Annotated in this window: 8 protein-coding genes and 1 pseudogene; 2 read left to right on the top strand and 7 right to left on the bottom strand. The window is 71.8% G+C overall.

Going from position 1 to position 14344, the window contains the following annotated elements; genetic code table 11:
* Positions 1–4: 4 nt before the first annotated feature.
* From SLAV_RS22970 to secA, 6 genes and pseudogenes are all read right to left on the bottom strand, one after another.
* Positions 5–307 (bottom strand): annotated as a pseudogene (locus SLAV_RS22970) (immunity 49 family protein); the annotation flags it as partial.
* Positions 308–1008: 701 nt separating this feature from the next.
* Entirely contained in the window at positions 1009–5976 is a 4968-nt protein-coding gene (locus SLAV_RS22965) for an NAD-glutamate dehydrogenase (RefSeq protein WP_030240514.1), read from the bottom strand.
* Positions 5977–6341: 365 nt separating this feature from the next.
* A complete protein-coding gene (locus tag SLAV_RS22960) occupies positions 6342–7010 on the bottom strand; it encodes an HAD family hydrolase (protein ID WP_030240517.1) in 669 nt (222 codons plus the stop codon).
* Positions 7007–7507 (bottom strand): DUF6912 family protein, encoded by a 501-nt coding sequence (locus SLAV_RS22955; RefSeq protein WP_030240519.1) that lies wholly within the window; start codon positions 7505–7507, stop codon positions 7007–7009. Before SLAV_RS22955 ends, SLAV_RS22960 begins: the two co-directional genes overlap by 4 nt.
* A 31-nt stretch (positions 7508–7538) precedes the next feature.
* Positions 7539–7982 (bottom strand): Rv3235 family protein, encoded by a 444-nt coding sequence (locus tag SLAV_RS22950; RefSeq protein ID WP_030240522.1) that lies wholly within the window; start codon positions 7980–7982, stop codon positions 7539–7541.
* A 503-nt stretch (positions 7983–8485) separates the two neighbouring features.
* Positions 8486–11281 (bottom strand): preprotein translocase subunit SecA, encoded by a 2796-nt coding sequence (secA, locus tag SLAV_RS22945; RefSeq protein WP_030241783.1) that lies wholly within the window; start codon positions 11279–11281, stop codon positions 8486–8488.
* Between the two features lie 227 nt (positions 11282–11508).
* On the opposite strand from secA, the gene SLAV_RS22940 reads away from it, so the two are divergent.
* Together SLAV_RS22940 and SLAV_RS22935 are read left to right on the top strand one after the other, a co-directional pair.
* Positions 11509–12117, top strand: coding sequence for a GNAT family N-acetyltransferase (locus SLAV_RS22940; protein WP_030241786.1), 609 nt, complete (start codon positions 11509–11511; stop codon positions 12115–12117).
* 10 nt (positions 12118–12127) lie between these two features.
* On the top strand, positions 12128–13315 hold the full coding sequence (locus tag SLAV_RS22935; RefSeq protein ID WP_030241789.1) for a winged helix-turn-helix domain-containing protein: 1188 nt from the start codon (positions 12128–12130) through the stop codon (positions 13313–13315).
* A gap of 50 nt (positions 13316–13365) precedes the next feature.
* Here SLAV_RS22935 and SLAV_RS22930 read toward each other — a convergent pair whose 3' ends face one another.
* Positions 13366–14115 carry a response regulator gene (locus SLAV_RS22930; protein ID WP_030241791.1) on the bottom strand — a complete coding sequence of 250 codons (750 nt, stop codon included), beginning with the start codon at positions 14113–14115 and terminating at the stop codon, positions 13366–13368.
* Positions 14116–14344: the final 229 nt, after the last annotated feature.

The raw sequence follows: 14344 nt of genomic DNA, 5'->3' as shown, positions 1-14344 counted from the left end.
CCCCTCAGCTCCCGGCGAGGGGCACGGCCGCCGCCAGCAGACGCGGCGGCAGGTAGGGGGAGGCCACCGGGACCCGCCAGCCGCGGCGCCGGGCGTGGCAGGCCAGGGCCAGGACTCCGAGGTCGAGCACGGCGGCGGAGTCCCCGGCCCGGTCGGCGACCGCGTGGTGGTCGCGGTGGGCCTCCAGGGCGTCGAGCAGCGCCAGCCCGAAGCTCTCCTCGTCCCCCTCGACGAACTGGGACAGCAGCACGGACGGCGGTGGCAGGAAGCCCGTCGGCTTCTCCTTCGCGTACGCCGCCACGGCCCGCTCCGCCGCCGGGCGCGCGTCCCCGCAAGCTCAGGTGCGCGTGCAGCGCCTCGCAGTACCCGGCGTAGGCGGGACTGCCCGACCCGAGCCACGGCGGGCCCGCCGCCACGAGCGGGGCCAGGTCCTCGTCCGCTCCGGCGATCAGGGCGAAGTGCGTCGCGGCCAGCCACTGGGTGAGCCCGGCCCGGTCGCCCCGGTACGCCGGGTGGGTGACGGTGTGGCCGTCGACGGTCGAGACGGCCTCCGTGTCCGGGTCGGCCGGCGTCGTACGGAACAGCGCGGCACCCAGCTGCGCGGCCCGCCGCACCCCCCGCACCTGTTCGTCCGTGGCGTCCGGCCCGCGCGAGGCGAGGACCCTGAAGAGCCTCTCCTGGTCGTCCAGCGCCCCGGCCAGCTCCCACGCGTCCGGCCGCTCGCCGTCCTGCGGGAGGTACGCCGCGCGGATGGGACGCTCGGAGTCGGCCTCGTAGCCCGCGTACCTCGACTGCCGTCCGGTGGGCCGCTCCAGCTCCACCACCCCGGCCTCCCGCAGCCGCAGGACCGCGTCCGGGCGCCGGTCCCGGCCGACGATCCGCACTGCCCGTCCCCCCGCCGCCGTGTTCGACCGCACAGCCTATGACCTGCGGCGGGACGCACGGCGGGCGGCCCGGGACCGATGGTCCCGGGCCGCCCGTTCACCCACCCCCCGAAGGGGGCGTCACTCAGCTGTGCGCGCGCAGCAGCGAACGCATCGTGCGCATCGCCACGGACAGGTTCGCCAGGTCGAAGTCGTCCGACCCGCGGATCTCGTCCAGGGTCGTCCGGGCCCGGCCGATGATCGCCGCGTTCTTCTCCTCCCAGAGCTTGAAGCGCTCCTCGGGGGTGGAAGTGCCGTTGCCGGCCGCCAGCACGTCGGCGGTCAGCGCGGCGTGCGCCGCGAACAGGTCCTCGCGGATGGAGGCACGGGCCATCGACTGCCAGCGGTCGGACCGCGGGAGCTCGATGATCCGGTCCATCAGCTGCGTGATGTCCAGGCGGTCGGCGAGGTCGTAGTACACCTCGGCGACGGCGAGGGGGTCCACGCCGGTCCGGTCGGCGATCGCGACGATGTCCAGCGTCGGGAAGGCGGACGAGAAGCCGGCCACCTTCGCCGCGAGTTCCTCCGGCACGCCCTCGCCGGTCAGCTCGTCCAGGATCGACCCGTACCACTCCAGGTCGGCGCCGCGCACCAGCTTCGGCAGCTCCGACCACACCTGCTCGACCCGGGCCGCGAACAGCTCGATGGTCTCGGTGATCTGCAGCGGCTGCGGCCGGTTGTTGAGCAGCCAGCGCGTACCGCGCTCGACCAGGCGCCGCGCGTGCAGGCGCACCCGGGTCTGGACGTCGGCGGCGACCTTGTTGTCGAGGGCCTCGACCGCGTCCCACACCTCGGCCATGCCGAAGATCTCGCGGGCCGAGAGCTGCGCCCGCACGATCTCCTCCGTGGAGGCGCCGGTCTCTTCCTTCAGGCGGTGCAGGAAGGTCGAACCGCCGGTGTTGACGGTGTCGTTGACCAGCAGGGTGGTGATGATCTCCCGGCGCAGCGCGTGGGCGTCGATCTGCTCTGGGAACCGGGAGAGCAGGGCGCCGGGGAAGTACGCGTGCAGCAGGCGGCGCAGGTACGGGTCGTCGGGCAGCTCGGTGGCGATGAGCTCGTCCGCCACCGTGATCTTGGTGTAGGCGAACAGGACGGCCAGCTCCGGCTGGGTCAGGCCCTTGCCGTTGCTCAGCAGCTCGCGGATCTGCCGGTCGGTGGGCAGGAACTCCAGCCCCCGGTCGAGCTGCCCGGCGCGTTCCAGACGGCGCATGAAGCGCTGCTGGGCGTGGAGCAGGCTGGGCGCCTGGGCGGCGCCGTTGGCGAGCGCGGTGTTCTGCGCGTAATTATTGCGCAGGACGAGGCGGCCCACCTCGTCGGTCATCTCGGCGAGCAGCTTGTTGCGCTGCTTGACGGTCATGTCCCCGTCCGTGACGACCGCGTTGAGCAGGATCTTGATGTTCACCTCGTGGTCGGAGGTGTCCACGCCCGCGCTGTTGTCGATGGCGTCGGTGTTGACCTTGCCGCCCTCGCCGCCGGTGCCGGTGCGGGCGAACTCGATGCGGCCGAGCTGGGTCAGGCCCAGGTTGCCGCCCTCGCCGATGACCTTGGCACGGACGTCGGATCCGTTGACGCGGATGGCGTCGTTGGCCTTGTCGCCGACGTCGGCGTGGGTTTCGGCGGTCGCCTTGACGTACGTGCCGATGCCGCCGTTCCACAGCAGGTCCACGGGGGCCTGGAGGATGGCCTTCATCAGGTCGGCCGGGGTCATCTTGGTGATGCCCGACTCGATCCCGAGGGCCTCGCGGACGTGCGCGTTCAGCGGGATGGCCTTGGCGCTGCGCGGGTGGACGCCGCCGCCCGCCGACAGCAGCGCGGTGTCGTAGTCCGCCCAGGAGGAGCGCGGCAGGTCGAACAGGCGGCGGCGCTCGGCGTAGGAGGTGGCCGCGTCCGGGTTCGGGTCGATGAAGATGTGCCGGTGGTCGAAGGCGGCGACCAGGCGGATGTGCTCGGAGAGCAGCATGCCGTTGCCGAAGACGTCGCCGGACATGTCGCCGACGCCGACGACCGTGAAGTCCTCGCTCTGGGTGTCGTGACCCAGCTCGCGGAAGTGCCGCTTGACCGACTCCCAGGCACCGCGGGCGGTGATGCCCATGCCCTTGTGGTCGTAGCCGGCGCTGCCGCCCGAGGCGAAGGCGTCGCCCAGCCAGAAGCCGTAGTCCTCGGCGACCCCGTTGGCGATGTCGGAGAAGGTGGCGGTGCCCTTGTCGGCGGCGACGACGAGGTAGGTGTCGTCCTCGTCGTGGCGGACGACGCCCTGCGGGGGCACGACCTCGCCCGCGACCATGTTGTCGGTGATGTCGAGCAGCGCCGAGATGAAGATCTTGTACGAGGCGATGCCCTCGGCGAGCCAGGCGTCGCGGTCCACCGACGGGTCGGGCAGGTTCTTGGCGACGAAGCCGCCCTTGGCGCCGACCGGCACGATGACGGTGTTCTTGACCATCTGCGCCTTGACCAGGCCGAGGACCTCCGTACGGAAGTCCTCGCGCCGGTCGGACCAGCGCAGGCCGCCGCGGGCGACCTTGCCGAAGCGCAGGTGGACGCCCTCGACGCGCGGCGAGTACACCCAGATCTCGAACGCCGGGCGCGGGGCCGGCAGGTCCGGGATGGCCTGCGGGTCGAACTTCATCGACACGTAGGCGTGCTGCTCGCCCGCCTCGTCGAGCTGGAAGAAGTTCGTGCGCAGGGTGGCCTTGATGAGGGTGAGGAAGGCGCGCAGGATGCGGTCCTCGTCGAGCGAGGCGACCTGGTCCAGGGCCCCGTCGAGCTCCTCCAGCATGGCGTCGATGAGCTCGGTGCCGGCGACCTGGCGGCCGGGCGACATCCGGGCCTCGAAGAGGGAGACCAGCAGCCGGGTGGTGTGGACGTTGTTGCGGAGGGTGTCCTCCATGTAGTCCTGGCTGAAGGTGGAGCCGGCCTGGCGCAGGTACTTGGCGTACGCGCGCAGCACCACGGCCTGCCGCCAGGTCAGCCCGGCACCGAGGACGAGGGTGTTGAAGTTGTCGTTCTCGGCCTCCCCGGTCCAGACGGCCGCGAAGGCCTCCTGGAAGCGCTCGCGGGCGTCGTCGCCGAGGTAGGAGTCGCCGTTGCCGGCGGAGAGCGGCATCCGCAGACCGAAGTCGTAGATCCACGCGCTGACCCGGTCGGTGCGGCGCAGCTCGTACGGACGCTCGTCGGTGACCTCGACGCCCAGGCGCTGCAGGACGGGCAGGACGGCGGAGAGGGAGACCTGCTCGCCGGTGCGGTAGATCTTGAAGCGGCGCTCGCCGGGGCCCGCGCCGACCGGCTCGTACAGCGACAGCGCGAACTCGCGGTCGCTCGCGGAGAGCCGTTCCAGGTGGCACAGGTCGGCGACGGCCGCACGCGGCGAGTGGTCGGCCTTGTAGCCCTCGGGGAAGGAGGTGCCGTACTTGCGCAGCAGCTCGGCGGCGCGCTCCTCGCCCAGTTCGGCGGTCAGCGCCTCGCCGAAGCCGTCGGCCCAGGAGCGGGCGGCCTCGACGAGCCGGCCCTCGATGCGCTCGACGTCGGAGTCGGTCAGCACGGGCAGCTCGGTGCCCTGCGGGACGCGGACCACGAAGTGGATGCGGGAGAGGATCGACTCGGTGTTCCAGGCGGTGAAGTCGACGCTGATGCCGTCGAGCTCCTCGCGCAGGATGTCCATCAGGCGAAGGCGGACGCCGGTGGTGAAGCGGTCGCGCGGCAGGTAGACCAGCGCGGAGTAGTAGCGGCCGTACTCGTCCTGGCGCAGGTACAGCCGCAGCCGGCGGCGCTCCTGGAGGTACAGGACGGAGGTGACGATCTCGCGGAGCTTGTCGACCGGGGTCTGGAACAGCTCGTCGCGCGGGTAGGTCTCCAGGATCTGGAGGAGGTCGCGGCCGTCGTGGCTGGACGGGGCGAAGCCGGCTTCGTCGAGGACCTGGACGACCTTGCGGCGGATGACCGGGACGCGGCGCACCGACTCGGTGTAGGCGGCGGAGGAGAACAGGCCGAGGAAGCGGCGCTCGCCGACCACGTTGCCGTCGGCGTCGAACTTCTTCACGCCGACGTAGTCGAGGTACGAGGGGCGGTGCACCGTGGAGCGGCTGTTGGCCTTGGTCAGCACCAGCAGGCGGTGCTCGCGGGCCTTGGCGCGGGCGTCGGCGGGCAGCCGGTTGAAGGACGGGGACACCGGGTGGCCGTCCTCCTTGCCGCTGTGCAGCGGGTCGGAGCGCAGGATGCCGAGGCCGGTGCCGGGCACGGCGGCGAGGGCGTCGCCGTCGACGAGGTTGTACTCGCGGTAGCCGAGGAAGGTGAAGTGGTCGTCGGCGAGCCAGCGCAGCAGCTCGCGGGCCTCTTCGAGCTCGAACTCGCGCAGGTCGGGCGCGGTGGGCTCGTTCGGCAGCTCGTCGGCGATGCGCAGCGCGGCGTCGCGCATCTTCTCCCAGTCCTCGACGGACTCGCGGACGTCGGACAGGACGCGCAGCAGGTCGGCGGTGATCTGCTTGAGGTCGGCCTTGTCGGTCTCGCGGTCGATCTCGACGTGGATCCAGGACTCGACGAGGGAGTCGTGCGGACGGGCGGTCCGGGGACCGTGGGCGTCGCAGTCGGGGCCGAGGATCTCGATCAGCTTGCCGGTGACGTCACGGCGCACGACCACCTGCGGGTGGATCACCAGGTGGATGCCGCGACCCTGGCGGGACAGCTCGTTGGTGACGGAGTCGACGAGGAAGGGCATGTCGTCGGTGACGACCTCGACCACGGAGTGGCTGGAGGTCCAGCCGTTCTCCTCGACCGTGGGGGTGTGCACGCGCACGTTCGCGGTGCCCTGCGGCCGGTTCTCGGCGAGCCGGTAGTGGGAGAGCGCCGTTCCGAACACGTCGACCGGGTCCCGGTCGGCGAGGTCCTCGGGGGCGGTGTGCAGGTAGTAGCGCTGGAGGTAGGCGAGCGTCGATCCCTGTTCGGGACGCTCCCCTTGCTCGGACCCAGTCGGAAGTAGCCCCCCGGCCGGGCTGTTCTCAGCTACCCGTGCCGCCCGCGCGAGCAGCTCGGCCTTTGCTTCGTCCAGCTTGGTCTGCATGTCCTCTGGCTCCTGTCGCGCGCCGTTGCGTGACGTAGGTGAAGGAAGGAATGACACAGCGCCGCCCTGGGGCGGTGGGTGCGTCCGGATTCTGTGTCGACGCCGAGGCGTCGGGAAAACCGACCGGGAGGGATTCGGCCATGATCGGCAGGACGTCCCGGCGGTGGGGACCAGCGAGGGCCCGGGCACGGATGTGCGCCGGGCGCGGGCCGGGGGCGTCCGTGCCCCCGATGACTATCGCGCTGATCACGGGTCCAGGCTATCTCGCCCCACCCCCCGGTCGTCATTGACAGCATCTGTACAAATCCCGGGGGGAAACCTGGACACTCTGGCCAGCGACGCGGCCGGACCGGTCGTGCCGGTGCCTATCCGGCCAGCTCGCGGGCGGTGGCGACGGCCTCGGCCAGGGTGTCGACGACGGGCACGCCCGCGGCTTCGAGACTGGTGCGGCTGTGCGAACCGCCCGTGTAGAGCACGGCCCGTGCGCCCACGTGGGCGGCGGCGAGCGCGTCGTCCACGGCGTCGCCGATGAGCACCGTCCGTCCGGCGGTCACCCCGGCGGACTCCATGGCGGCCATGTGGCGTACGAGGTGTCCCGCCTTGGTGGTGTGGGAGGGGCCGGTGCGGCCGTCCACGCGCAGGAAGTGCCCGTCTATGCCGTGCGTGCGCACCAGCGGCAGCAGCTTCTCGTGGGGTGCGAGGGACAGCAGGGACTGGGTGAGTCCGTCGGCCTGCCAGCCGCGCAGCAGCTCCAGCGCGCCCTCGGCGAGACCGGCGTCGTCGGCGGCCGCCCAGTAGTACCGGTGGAAGGTCTCGTCCATGACGAGCCATTCCTCCTCCGTGGGCAGCCGGCCCATGAGGCGCTCGTAGAACTTGGGGACCGGTACGACGTACAGGTCGCGGTACGTCTCCAGGGTGATCGGCGCGAAGCCGAACTCCGCGAAGGAGGCGTTGGTCGCGACGATGACGGCGTCGATGTCGTGCAGCAGCGTGCCGTTCCAGTCCCAGACGATGTGGGCTCCGCCGCCGCTCACGTCAGCAGCCCCGGGATCTCCTGGACGCCGAACCACAGCAGCTCGTGGTCCTCGGCGCCGTCGACGGTGAAGCGGGCGTCGTCGTCCCCGGCGTCGGCGGCCGGCAGCGCCGCGGCGGCCGCGGCGACGTCCTCGGTCGCGTCGTCGGCGTCGACGTGCACGGCGGCGGCCACCTTGAGCCGTACGGCGGCGGCGAGGGCGACCTGGCCCAGGGTGGCCTCGTCGACGCCGGGGACCGCGGAGGCGGCCTTGTCGTCGACGTCCACGGCGACGACGACCCGTCGGCGGGGGGCGTCCGCGTCGGCCGCCAGGAGGCGCAGGGAGGCCTCGGCGGCACGGCTGAGGGCGGCGTACTCCAGCTCCTCGATGTCGTCCGAGACGTACCACTCCCGCAGCCCGGGGGTCACCGCGTAGGCGCGGAGCGGGGCGGGCCCCAGCTCGCCCGCCTTGTGCGCCTCGGCGAGCCCGGGGAGTGTCAGGGGGACGTACACGCGCATGGCCGGCTGCTTTCGGTAGGCGGAAACGCCCTCAGGATACGACCGCCGCCCCGCGGGCCGAATCCCCCCGGGTGCGCGGGCCCCGGATCTCGATCGCCGCGCAGCGCCAGCGCAGGTCGGGGCCCTGTTCCAGGCGGAAGGCCATCGCCGAGACGCGGTCGCCGGTGGCGATGCGGGCGAAGGCCTCGATGACCCCAGGGCCGGGGTGGAAGCGGCCGCAGTGGCGCAGGACGGGCCGGGGGCGGCCCAGCGGGGGCCCGGTGGGGGCCAGGTCGGCCAGCTGCTCGTAGGCCGGGCCTACGGTGAGGCCCAGCAGCGAGTGGACGGGCCGCTGGCCGCTCAGCACCGCCAGGAGGCGCTCCGCGAACCAGTCGTGCGGTCCGGGCCGGCGCCGGGCCCGCGGGGTCCCGGCCGGCCGGGACGAGTCGCGCCGCCCGGCGGGACGGCTGCGGTTCGGGCTCTTGGTGGTGTCCATGGCGGTTCCCCCGTACGGGCCGGGCCCGGCGGTGGTACCGGGCGGTAACTCGACGCGTTTTTTCTACGACCGCCGATCACCCTCCGCAACCACACCGCCCCTCCCGCCCCCCCACCACCCCCACACCACCTATCCGGGTGACCACCCGCCCCCGAAACCCCTGGGGCCGGCCGCCCAAGCCGCTCACCCGGGGCCCGCAGGCCGTACGCCACCCCCCAATGGGCGACCCCCACTCACCCAACCGGCGGCACCCGCCCCCACCCCACCGGGCCCCGCCAAACCCGGCCCCGCCCCACCCGGCCCAGCCAAACCCAGCCCCGCCGACCCCAGCCCTCCGGACCCGGCCCCGCCAAATCCAGCCCCGCCGGCGTTTGAGGCGCGGGGGTCCGGGGGCGGAGCCCCCGGCAGTGGCGCCGCACCGCCGTGCGACGCAACGCGGCCGGGGCCGGACACCCCTCGGTGTCCGGCCCCGGCCGGTGGTGGTGCTGCGAACCCCAGCGGGGTTACTTCTTGCGCCGACGACCGCCGGAGGCCTTCTGCGCCTTGCGCCGCTCCGCCCGCGTCATCCCGTCACCGGCGGAGCCGTCCGCGTCGAAGTCGCCCTCGACGACCCCGCCCTCACCGTCCACCGACGGCGCGGAGAAGTGCAGCCGGTCCGGCCGCTGCGGGGCGTCCAGCCCCTTCGCCCGGATCTCGGGACGCCCGCCCGCGGCCGGCTCCTTCGTCAGGGACGGCGCCGCGGCCTGCACCGGAACCTCCTCGACCTGCTGCTCGACCTGGACCTCCAGGTTGAACAGGTAGCCGACGGACTCCTCCTTGATGCCCTCCATCATGGCGTTGAACATGTCGAAGCCCTCGCGCTGGTACTCGACCAGCGGGTCCTTCTGGGCCATCGCCCGCAGGCCGATGCCCTCCTGCAGGTAGTCCATCTCGTACAGGTGCTCGCGCCACTTGCGGTCCAGCACCGACAGCACCACGCGCCGCTCCAGCTCGCGCATGACGTCGGAGCCGAGCGTCTTCTCGCGCGCCGCGTACTGCTCGTGGATGTCGTCCTTGACGGACTCGGCGATGAACTCGGCCGTGATGCCCGCGCGGTCGCCGGCGGCCTCCTCCAGCTCCTCCACCGTCACCTTGATCGGGTAGAGCTGCCGGAAGGCGCCCCACAGCCGGTCCAGGTCCCACTCCTCGGCGAAGCCCTCGACCGTCTCGGCCGCGATGTACGCGTCGATCGTGTCGTCCATGAAGAAGACGACCTGCTCGTGCAGGTCCTCGCCCTCCAGGACGCGGCGGCGCTCGCCGTAGATGACCTCGCGCTGGCTGTTGAGGACCTCGTCGTACTTCAGGACGTTCTTGCGGGTCTCGAAGTTCTGGGTCTCGACCTGCGACTGCGCCGAGGCGATGGCCCGCGTGACCATCTTGTTCTCGATCGGCACGTCGTCCGGCACGTTCGCCATCGCCATGACCCGCTCGACCATCTGCGCCTTGAACAGGCGCATCAGGTCGTCGCCCAGCGACAGGTAGAAGCGGGACTCGCCCGGGTCGCCCTGACGGCCGGAGCGGCCGCGCAGCTGGTTGTCGATACGGCGCGACTCGTGCCGCTCGGTGCCCAGCACGTACAGCCCGCCGAGCTCCTTGACCTCCTCGAACTCGGCCTTCACGGCCGCCTCGGCCCGCTTGAGCGCCTCGGGCAGGGCGTGCGCCCACTCCTCGATGTGCTCCTCCGGGTCGAGGCCGCGCTGGCGCAGCTCCGCCTCGGCGAGGTCGTCCGGGTTGCCGCCGAGCTTGATGTCGGTACCGCGGCCGGCCATGTTCGTGGCGACCGTGACCGCGCCGCGGCGGCCGGCCTGGGCGACGATCGTGGCCTCGCGCTCGTGCTGCTTGGCGTTCAGCACCTCGTGCGGGATGCCCCGCTTGGAGAGCTGCTGGGAGAGGTACTCGGACTTCTCGACCGACGTCGTGCCGACGAGGATCGGCTGGCCCTTCTCGTGCTTCTCCGCGATGTCGTCGACGACCGCCGCGAACTTGGCGACCTCGGTGCGGTAGATCAGGTCGGGCTGGTCCTTGCGCTGCATCGACCGGTTCGTCGGGATCGGCACGACGCCCAGCTTGTAGATCTGGTGGAACTCGGCGGCCTCGGTCATGGCCGTACCGGTCATGCCCGACAGCTTCGAGTACAGGCGGAAGAAGTTCTGCAGGGTGATCGTGGCGAGGGTCTGGTTCTCGTCCTTGATGTCCACCCCTTCCTTCGCCTCGATCGCCTGGTGCATGCCCTCGTTGTAGCGGCGGCCGGCGAGGATACGGCCGGTGTGCTCGTCGACGATCATGACCTCGCCGTCGATGACGACGTAGTCCTTGTCGACCTTGAAGAGTTCCTTGGCCTTGATCGCGTTGTTGAGGTACCCGACGAGGGGGGTGTTCACCGACTCGTACAGGTTCTCGATGCCGAGCCAGTCCTCGACCTTCGCGACACCGGCCTCGTGGATGCCGACGGTGCGCTTCTTCTCGTCGACCTCGTAGTCGCCGGTCTCCTCGATGCCCTTGAGCGGCTGCCCGGCCTCGCCCTTGGTCAGCCGGGTGACCAGCTTGGCGAAGTCCGCGTACCACTTCGTGGCCTGGTCGGCCGGACCGGAGATGATCAGCGGGGTACGGGCCTCGTCGACGAGGATCGAGTCGACCTCGTCGACCACGGCGAAGTTGTGGCCGCGCTGCACGAGCTCGTCCTGCGACCACGCCATGTTGTCGCGCAGGTAGTCGAAGCCGAACTCGTTGTTCGTGCCGTACGTGATGTCGCTGCTGTACTGCTCCCGGCGCTGGGCCGGGGACATGTTCGCCAGGATGCAGCCGACCGACAGGCCCAGGAACTTGTGGACCCGGCCCATCATCTCGGAGTCGCGCTCGGCGAGGTAGTCGTTCACCGTGATCAGGTGGACGCCCTTGCCGGACAGCGCGTTCAGGTACGCCGGCAGCGTGCCGACGAGGGTCTTGCCCTCACCGGTCTTCATCTCGGCGACGTAGCCGAGGTGCAGCGCGGCGCCACCCATGATCTGGACGTCGTAGTGCCGCTGGCCGAGCACGCGCTTCGCGGCCTCGCGAACGGTCGCGAAGGCCTCGGGCAGCAGGTCGTCCAGGCTCTCGCCGTCCTGGTAGCGCTGCTTGTACTCGTCCGTGAGCGCGCGCAACTCGGCGTCGGAGAGGTTGACGAAGTCCTCTTCGATGGAGTTGACCTGGTCCGCGATGCGGTGCAGTTTGCGCAGGATCTTGCCTTCGCCTGCACGCATGAGCTTGTTGAAGACGGACACCGAGGTTTGTCTCCTTGCCGGTCGGGCCTGGGCACTGTTTCGTAACCGGGCACGGCAGGTGGGCCCCACCGCAACGGCCATCGTAAGCGAGGACGTGGTCGCGCCGGGAGGTCCGCCGTGTCCGCAGGGCACGGGTGCCCGGAATGAGAACGTGTGGACCCGGCCGAAGGTGCCGGGCCGGATGAAAACTGCTCGCCCGCAACCCCCCGCACCGCCACAATCCGTCCATGGAACCCGTGATACTGAGCACCCCCCGCCTCGACCTGCGGCCCTTCGCCCCGTCGGACGAGGAGGAGGCGCACGCCGCCGGGCAGGACCCCGACATCCAGCGCTGGACCATGGTCCCCTCCCCCTACACGCGCGCCGACGCGAAGACCTTCGTGAGCGAGCGGGTCCCCGCCGGATGGCGCGAGGACACGGGGTACGCCTTCGCGGTCCGCCTCGGCGCCGGCGGCCCGCTGGTCGCGGCCACGGGCGTCTACGTGCACGAGGCGTTCGGGGAGAAGCTGTACGAGGTCGGCTACTGGGCGACCCGGGAACACCGCGGCAACGGCTACATGGCCGAGGCCCTGGACGCCGTCTCCCGCTGGGCGTTCACCGCGCTCGGCGCCCTGCGGCTCGAATGGCGCGCCGAGGTCGGCAACACGGGCTCCCGGGCCGTCGCCGAGAAGGTCGGCTTCCGCTTCGAGGGCACCCTGCGGGCCGCCCTGCTCCGCAACGGCACCACGCGCGACTGCTGGATCGCCGCCCTGCTCCCCTCTGACCTCGGCCTGACCCCCGGGCTGCCCCACCTCCCCGCCCGGGAGCCCGGACCCGCTGTCGGTGGCGCCGCCTAGGCTGCCCACCATGACCAGCAGCCCGGCCAGCACGCCACAGCCGTCCGCGTCCCTCTCCGCCGACGAGGCCCGCCGCATCGCCCTGCGCGCACAGGGCTTCCTGGGCGCGCCCGACCGCCGGGGAGGGGTCCGCGGGGTGCTGCGCCACCTGGGCGCCGTACAGCTGGACACGATCTCGGTGCTGGCCCGCTCGCACGAGCTGATCCCGTACGCGCGCCTGGGCGCGGTCGGCCGGGACACCGTGGAGAAGGCCTACTGGAGCGAGAACCACGCCTTCGAGTACTGGTCGCACGCGGCGTGCATCCTGCCGATCGAGGAGTGGCCGCACTTCGCGTTCCGCCGCCGGGTCAAGCGGGCGCACGGCTACCGCTGGCACAGGATGAAGGACCGGGAGGGTTCCTGCGCCCTGGTCCTGGACCGGCTGAAGGCGGACGGCCCGCTCACCTCGACGGAGCTGGGCGGCGCGAAGAACGGCGGCCCCTGGTGGGACTGGTCCGAGACCAAGATCGCGGTGGAGTGGCTGCTCGACACCGGTGACGTGGTCTGCTCGCAGCGGCGCGGCTGGAAGCGGGTCTACGACCTCGCCGAGCGGGTCGTCCCGGACGCCCTGCTCCACGACGACCTGGACGACCACGAGTGCCTGCGCCGGCTCGTGGCCCTGGCCGGGCGGTCCCTGGGCGTCGGCACCCGCGCGGACATCGCCGACTACCACCGCCTCAAGGGCGAGCAGTTCGACGCGGTGGTGGCGGATTCCGGGCTGGTCCCGGTGACGGTGGAGGGCTGGGCCAAGCCCACCTGGGCGGATCCGGCCGCCCTGGCCGAGGCCCCCGCGGGCCGCCACCGCACCACGCTGCTGTCGCCGTTCGACTCGCTCGTGTGGGACCGCCCCCGCACCGAGCGGATCTTCGGCTTCACGCACAAGCTGGAGGCCTACGTCCCCAAACCCCAGCGGATCCACGGCTACTTCGCGATGCCGCTGCTGGCCGGGGGGCGGCTCCAGGGCCGGGTGGACCCGGGCCGCGAGGGGACCACGCTGGTGGCCCGCCAGCTCTCGCTGACGACCCCGAAGGCGGCGCCCGCGATGGCCCGCGCCCTGCGGGAGGCGGCGGAGTGGGTCGGCTGCGACGCGGTCCGCGTCGAGCGCGCCTCCTCGCCCGCGGAGGCCGCGGCGGTCACGGCGGAGCTGGCCGCGCTCTAGCCCCGGCCCGCAGCCGGGCGAGGGACCCCGGGCTGCGGCTGCGGCTGCGGCTAGCGGATCTCCAGGATCTTCTCGCGCATCGCGTAGACGACCGCTTCCATCCGCGAGTGCAGCTGCAGCTTCTCCAGGATGTTGCGGACGTGGTTCTTGACGGTGTTCTCGGAGATGAACAGCTGCTTGGCGATGTCCCGGTTGTTCATCCCCGTGGCCACCAGCTTCAGCACCTCCAGCTCGCGGTCGGTCAGCCGCGGCGCGGGCACCAGCCTGCGTTCGTCGGTGCGCTGGATCATCGACTTGAACTCGGTCAGCAGCTTCGACGCCATCGAGGGGCTGATCTGCGACTGCCCGTCCGCCACGGCGCGGATCGCCGTGGCGACCTCGTCCGTCGAGATCTCCTTCAGCAGGTAGCCCGTCGCACCGGCCTTGATCGCGTCGTAGAGGTCCGCCTCCTCGTCGCTGATCGTCAGCATGATGATCTTCGCGGAGGGGGCCACCTCCTTGATCGAGGTGCACGCCTCGATCCCGCCCCGGCGCGGCATCCGCACGTCCATCAGCACGATGTCCGGCAGCAGGTCGGCGGCCTTGTCCACCGCCTCCGCCCCGTCCCCGGCCTCGCCGACGACCTGGATGTCCTCCTCCTGCGCGAGGACGATCTCCAGGCCGCGCCGGAAGAGGGCGTGGTCGTCGACCACGAGCACCCGGATGGGCTCGCCGGCCGCGTCCGCCGCCGGGTCCGCCGGGTCCGCCGCACGACAGTCCGCGCCGTCGTCACCGCGTACCGGCCCGAAGGTGTCCGCCATCGTTCCTCCCCCTGCATGTGCTGAGCCGCTGGGCCAATCCGGCGGGAGCGGCCGCCGGTTGACTGCCCGCCATGATTCCATGCCCGGATGACCGCGAGGGGGTCCGCGGAAGCCCGTCTGGCTCATACACGCCACTACCGGCCACCCGCCGATGACTACTGGCCACCGCACCGCACACGAGTGCCCCTGCGGATCGCCGGGGCGTTCCGCAGGGGCAACGGATGGATGA

This window comes from Streptomyces lavendulae subsp. lavendulae, from assembly GCF_002803845.1.
GTDB classification, from domain to species: domain Bacteria; phylum Actinomycetota; class Actinomycetes; order Streptomycetales; family Streptomycetaceae; genus Streptomyces; species Streptomyces lavendulae.
This window is presented reverse-complemented; position numbering and strand designations above follow the sequence as displayed.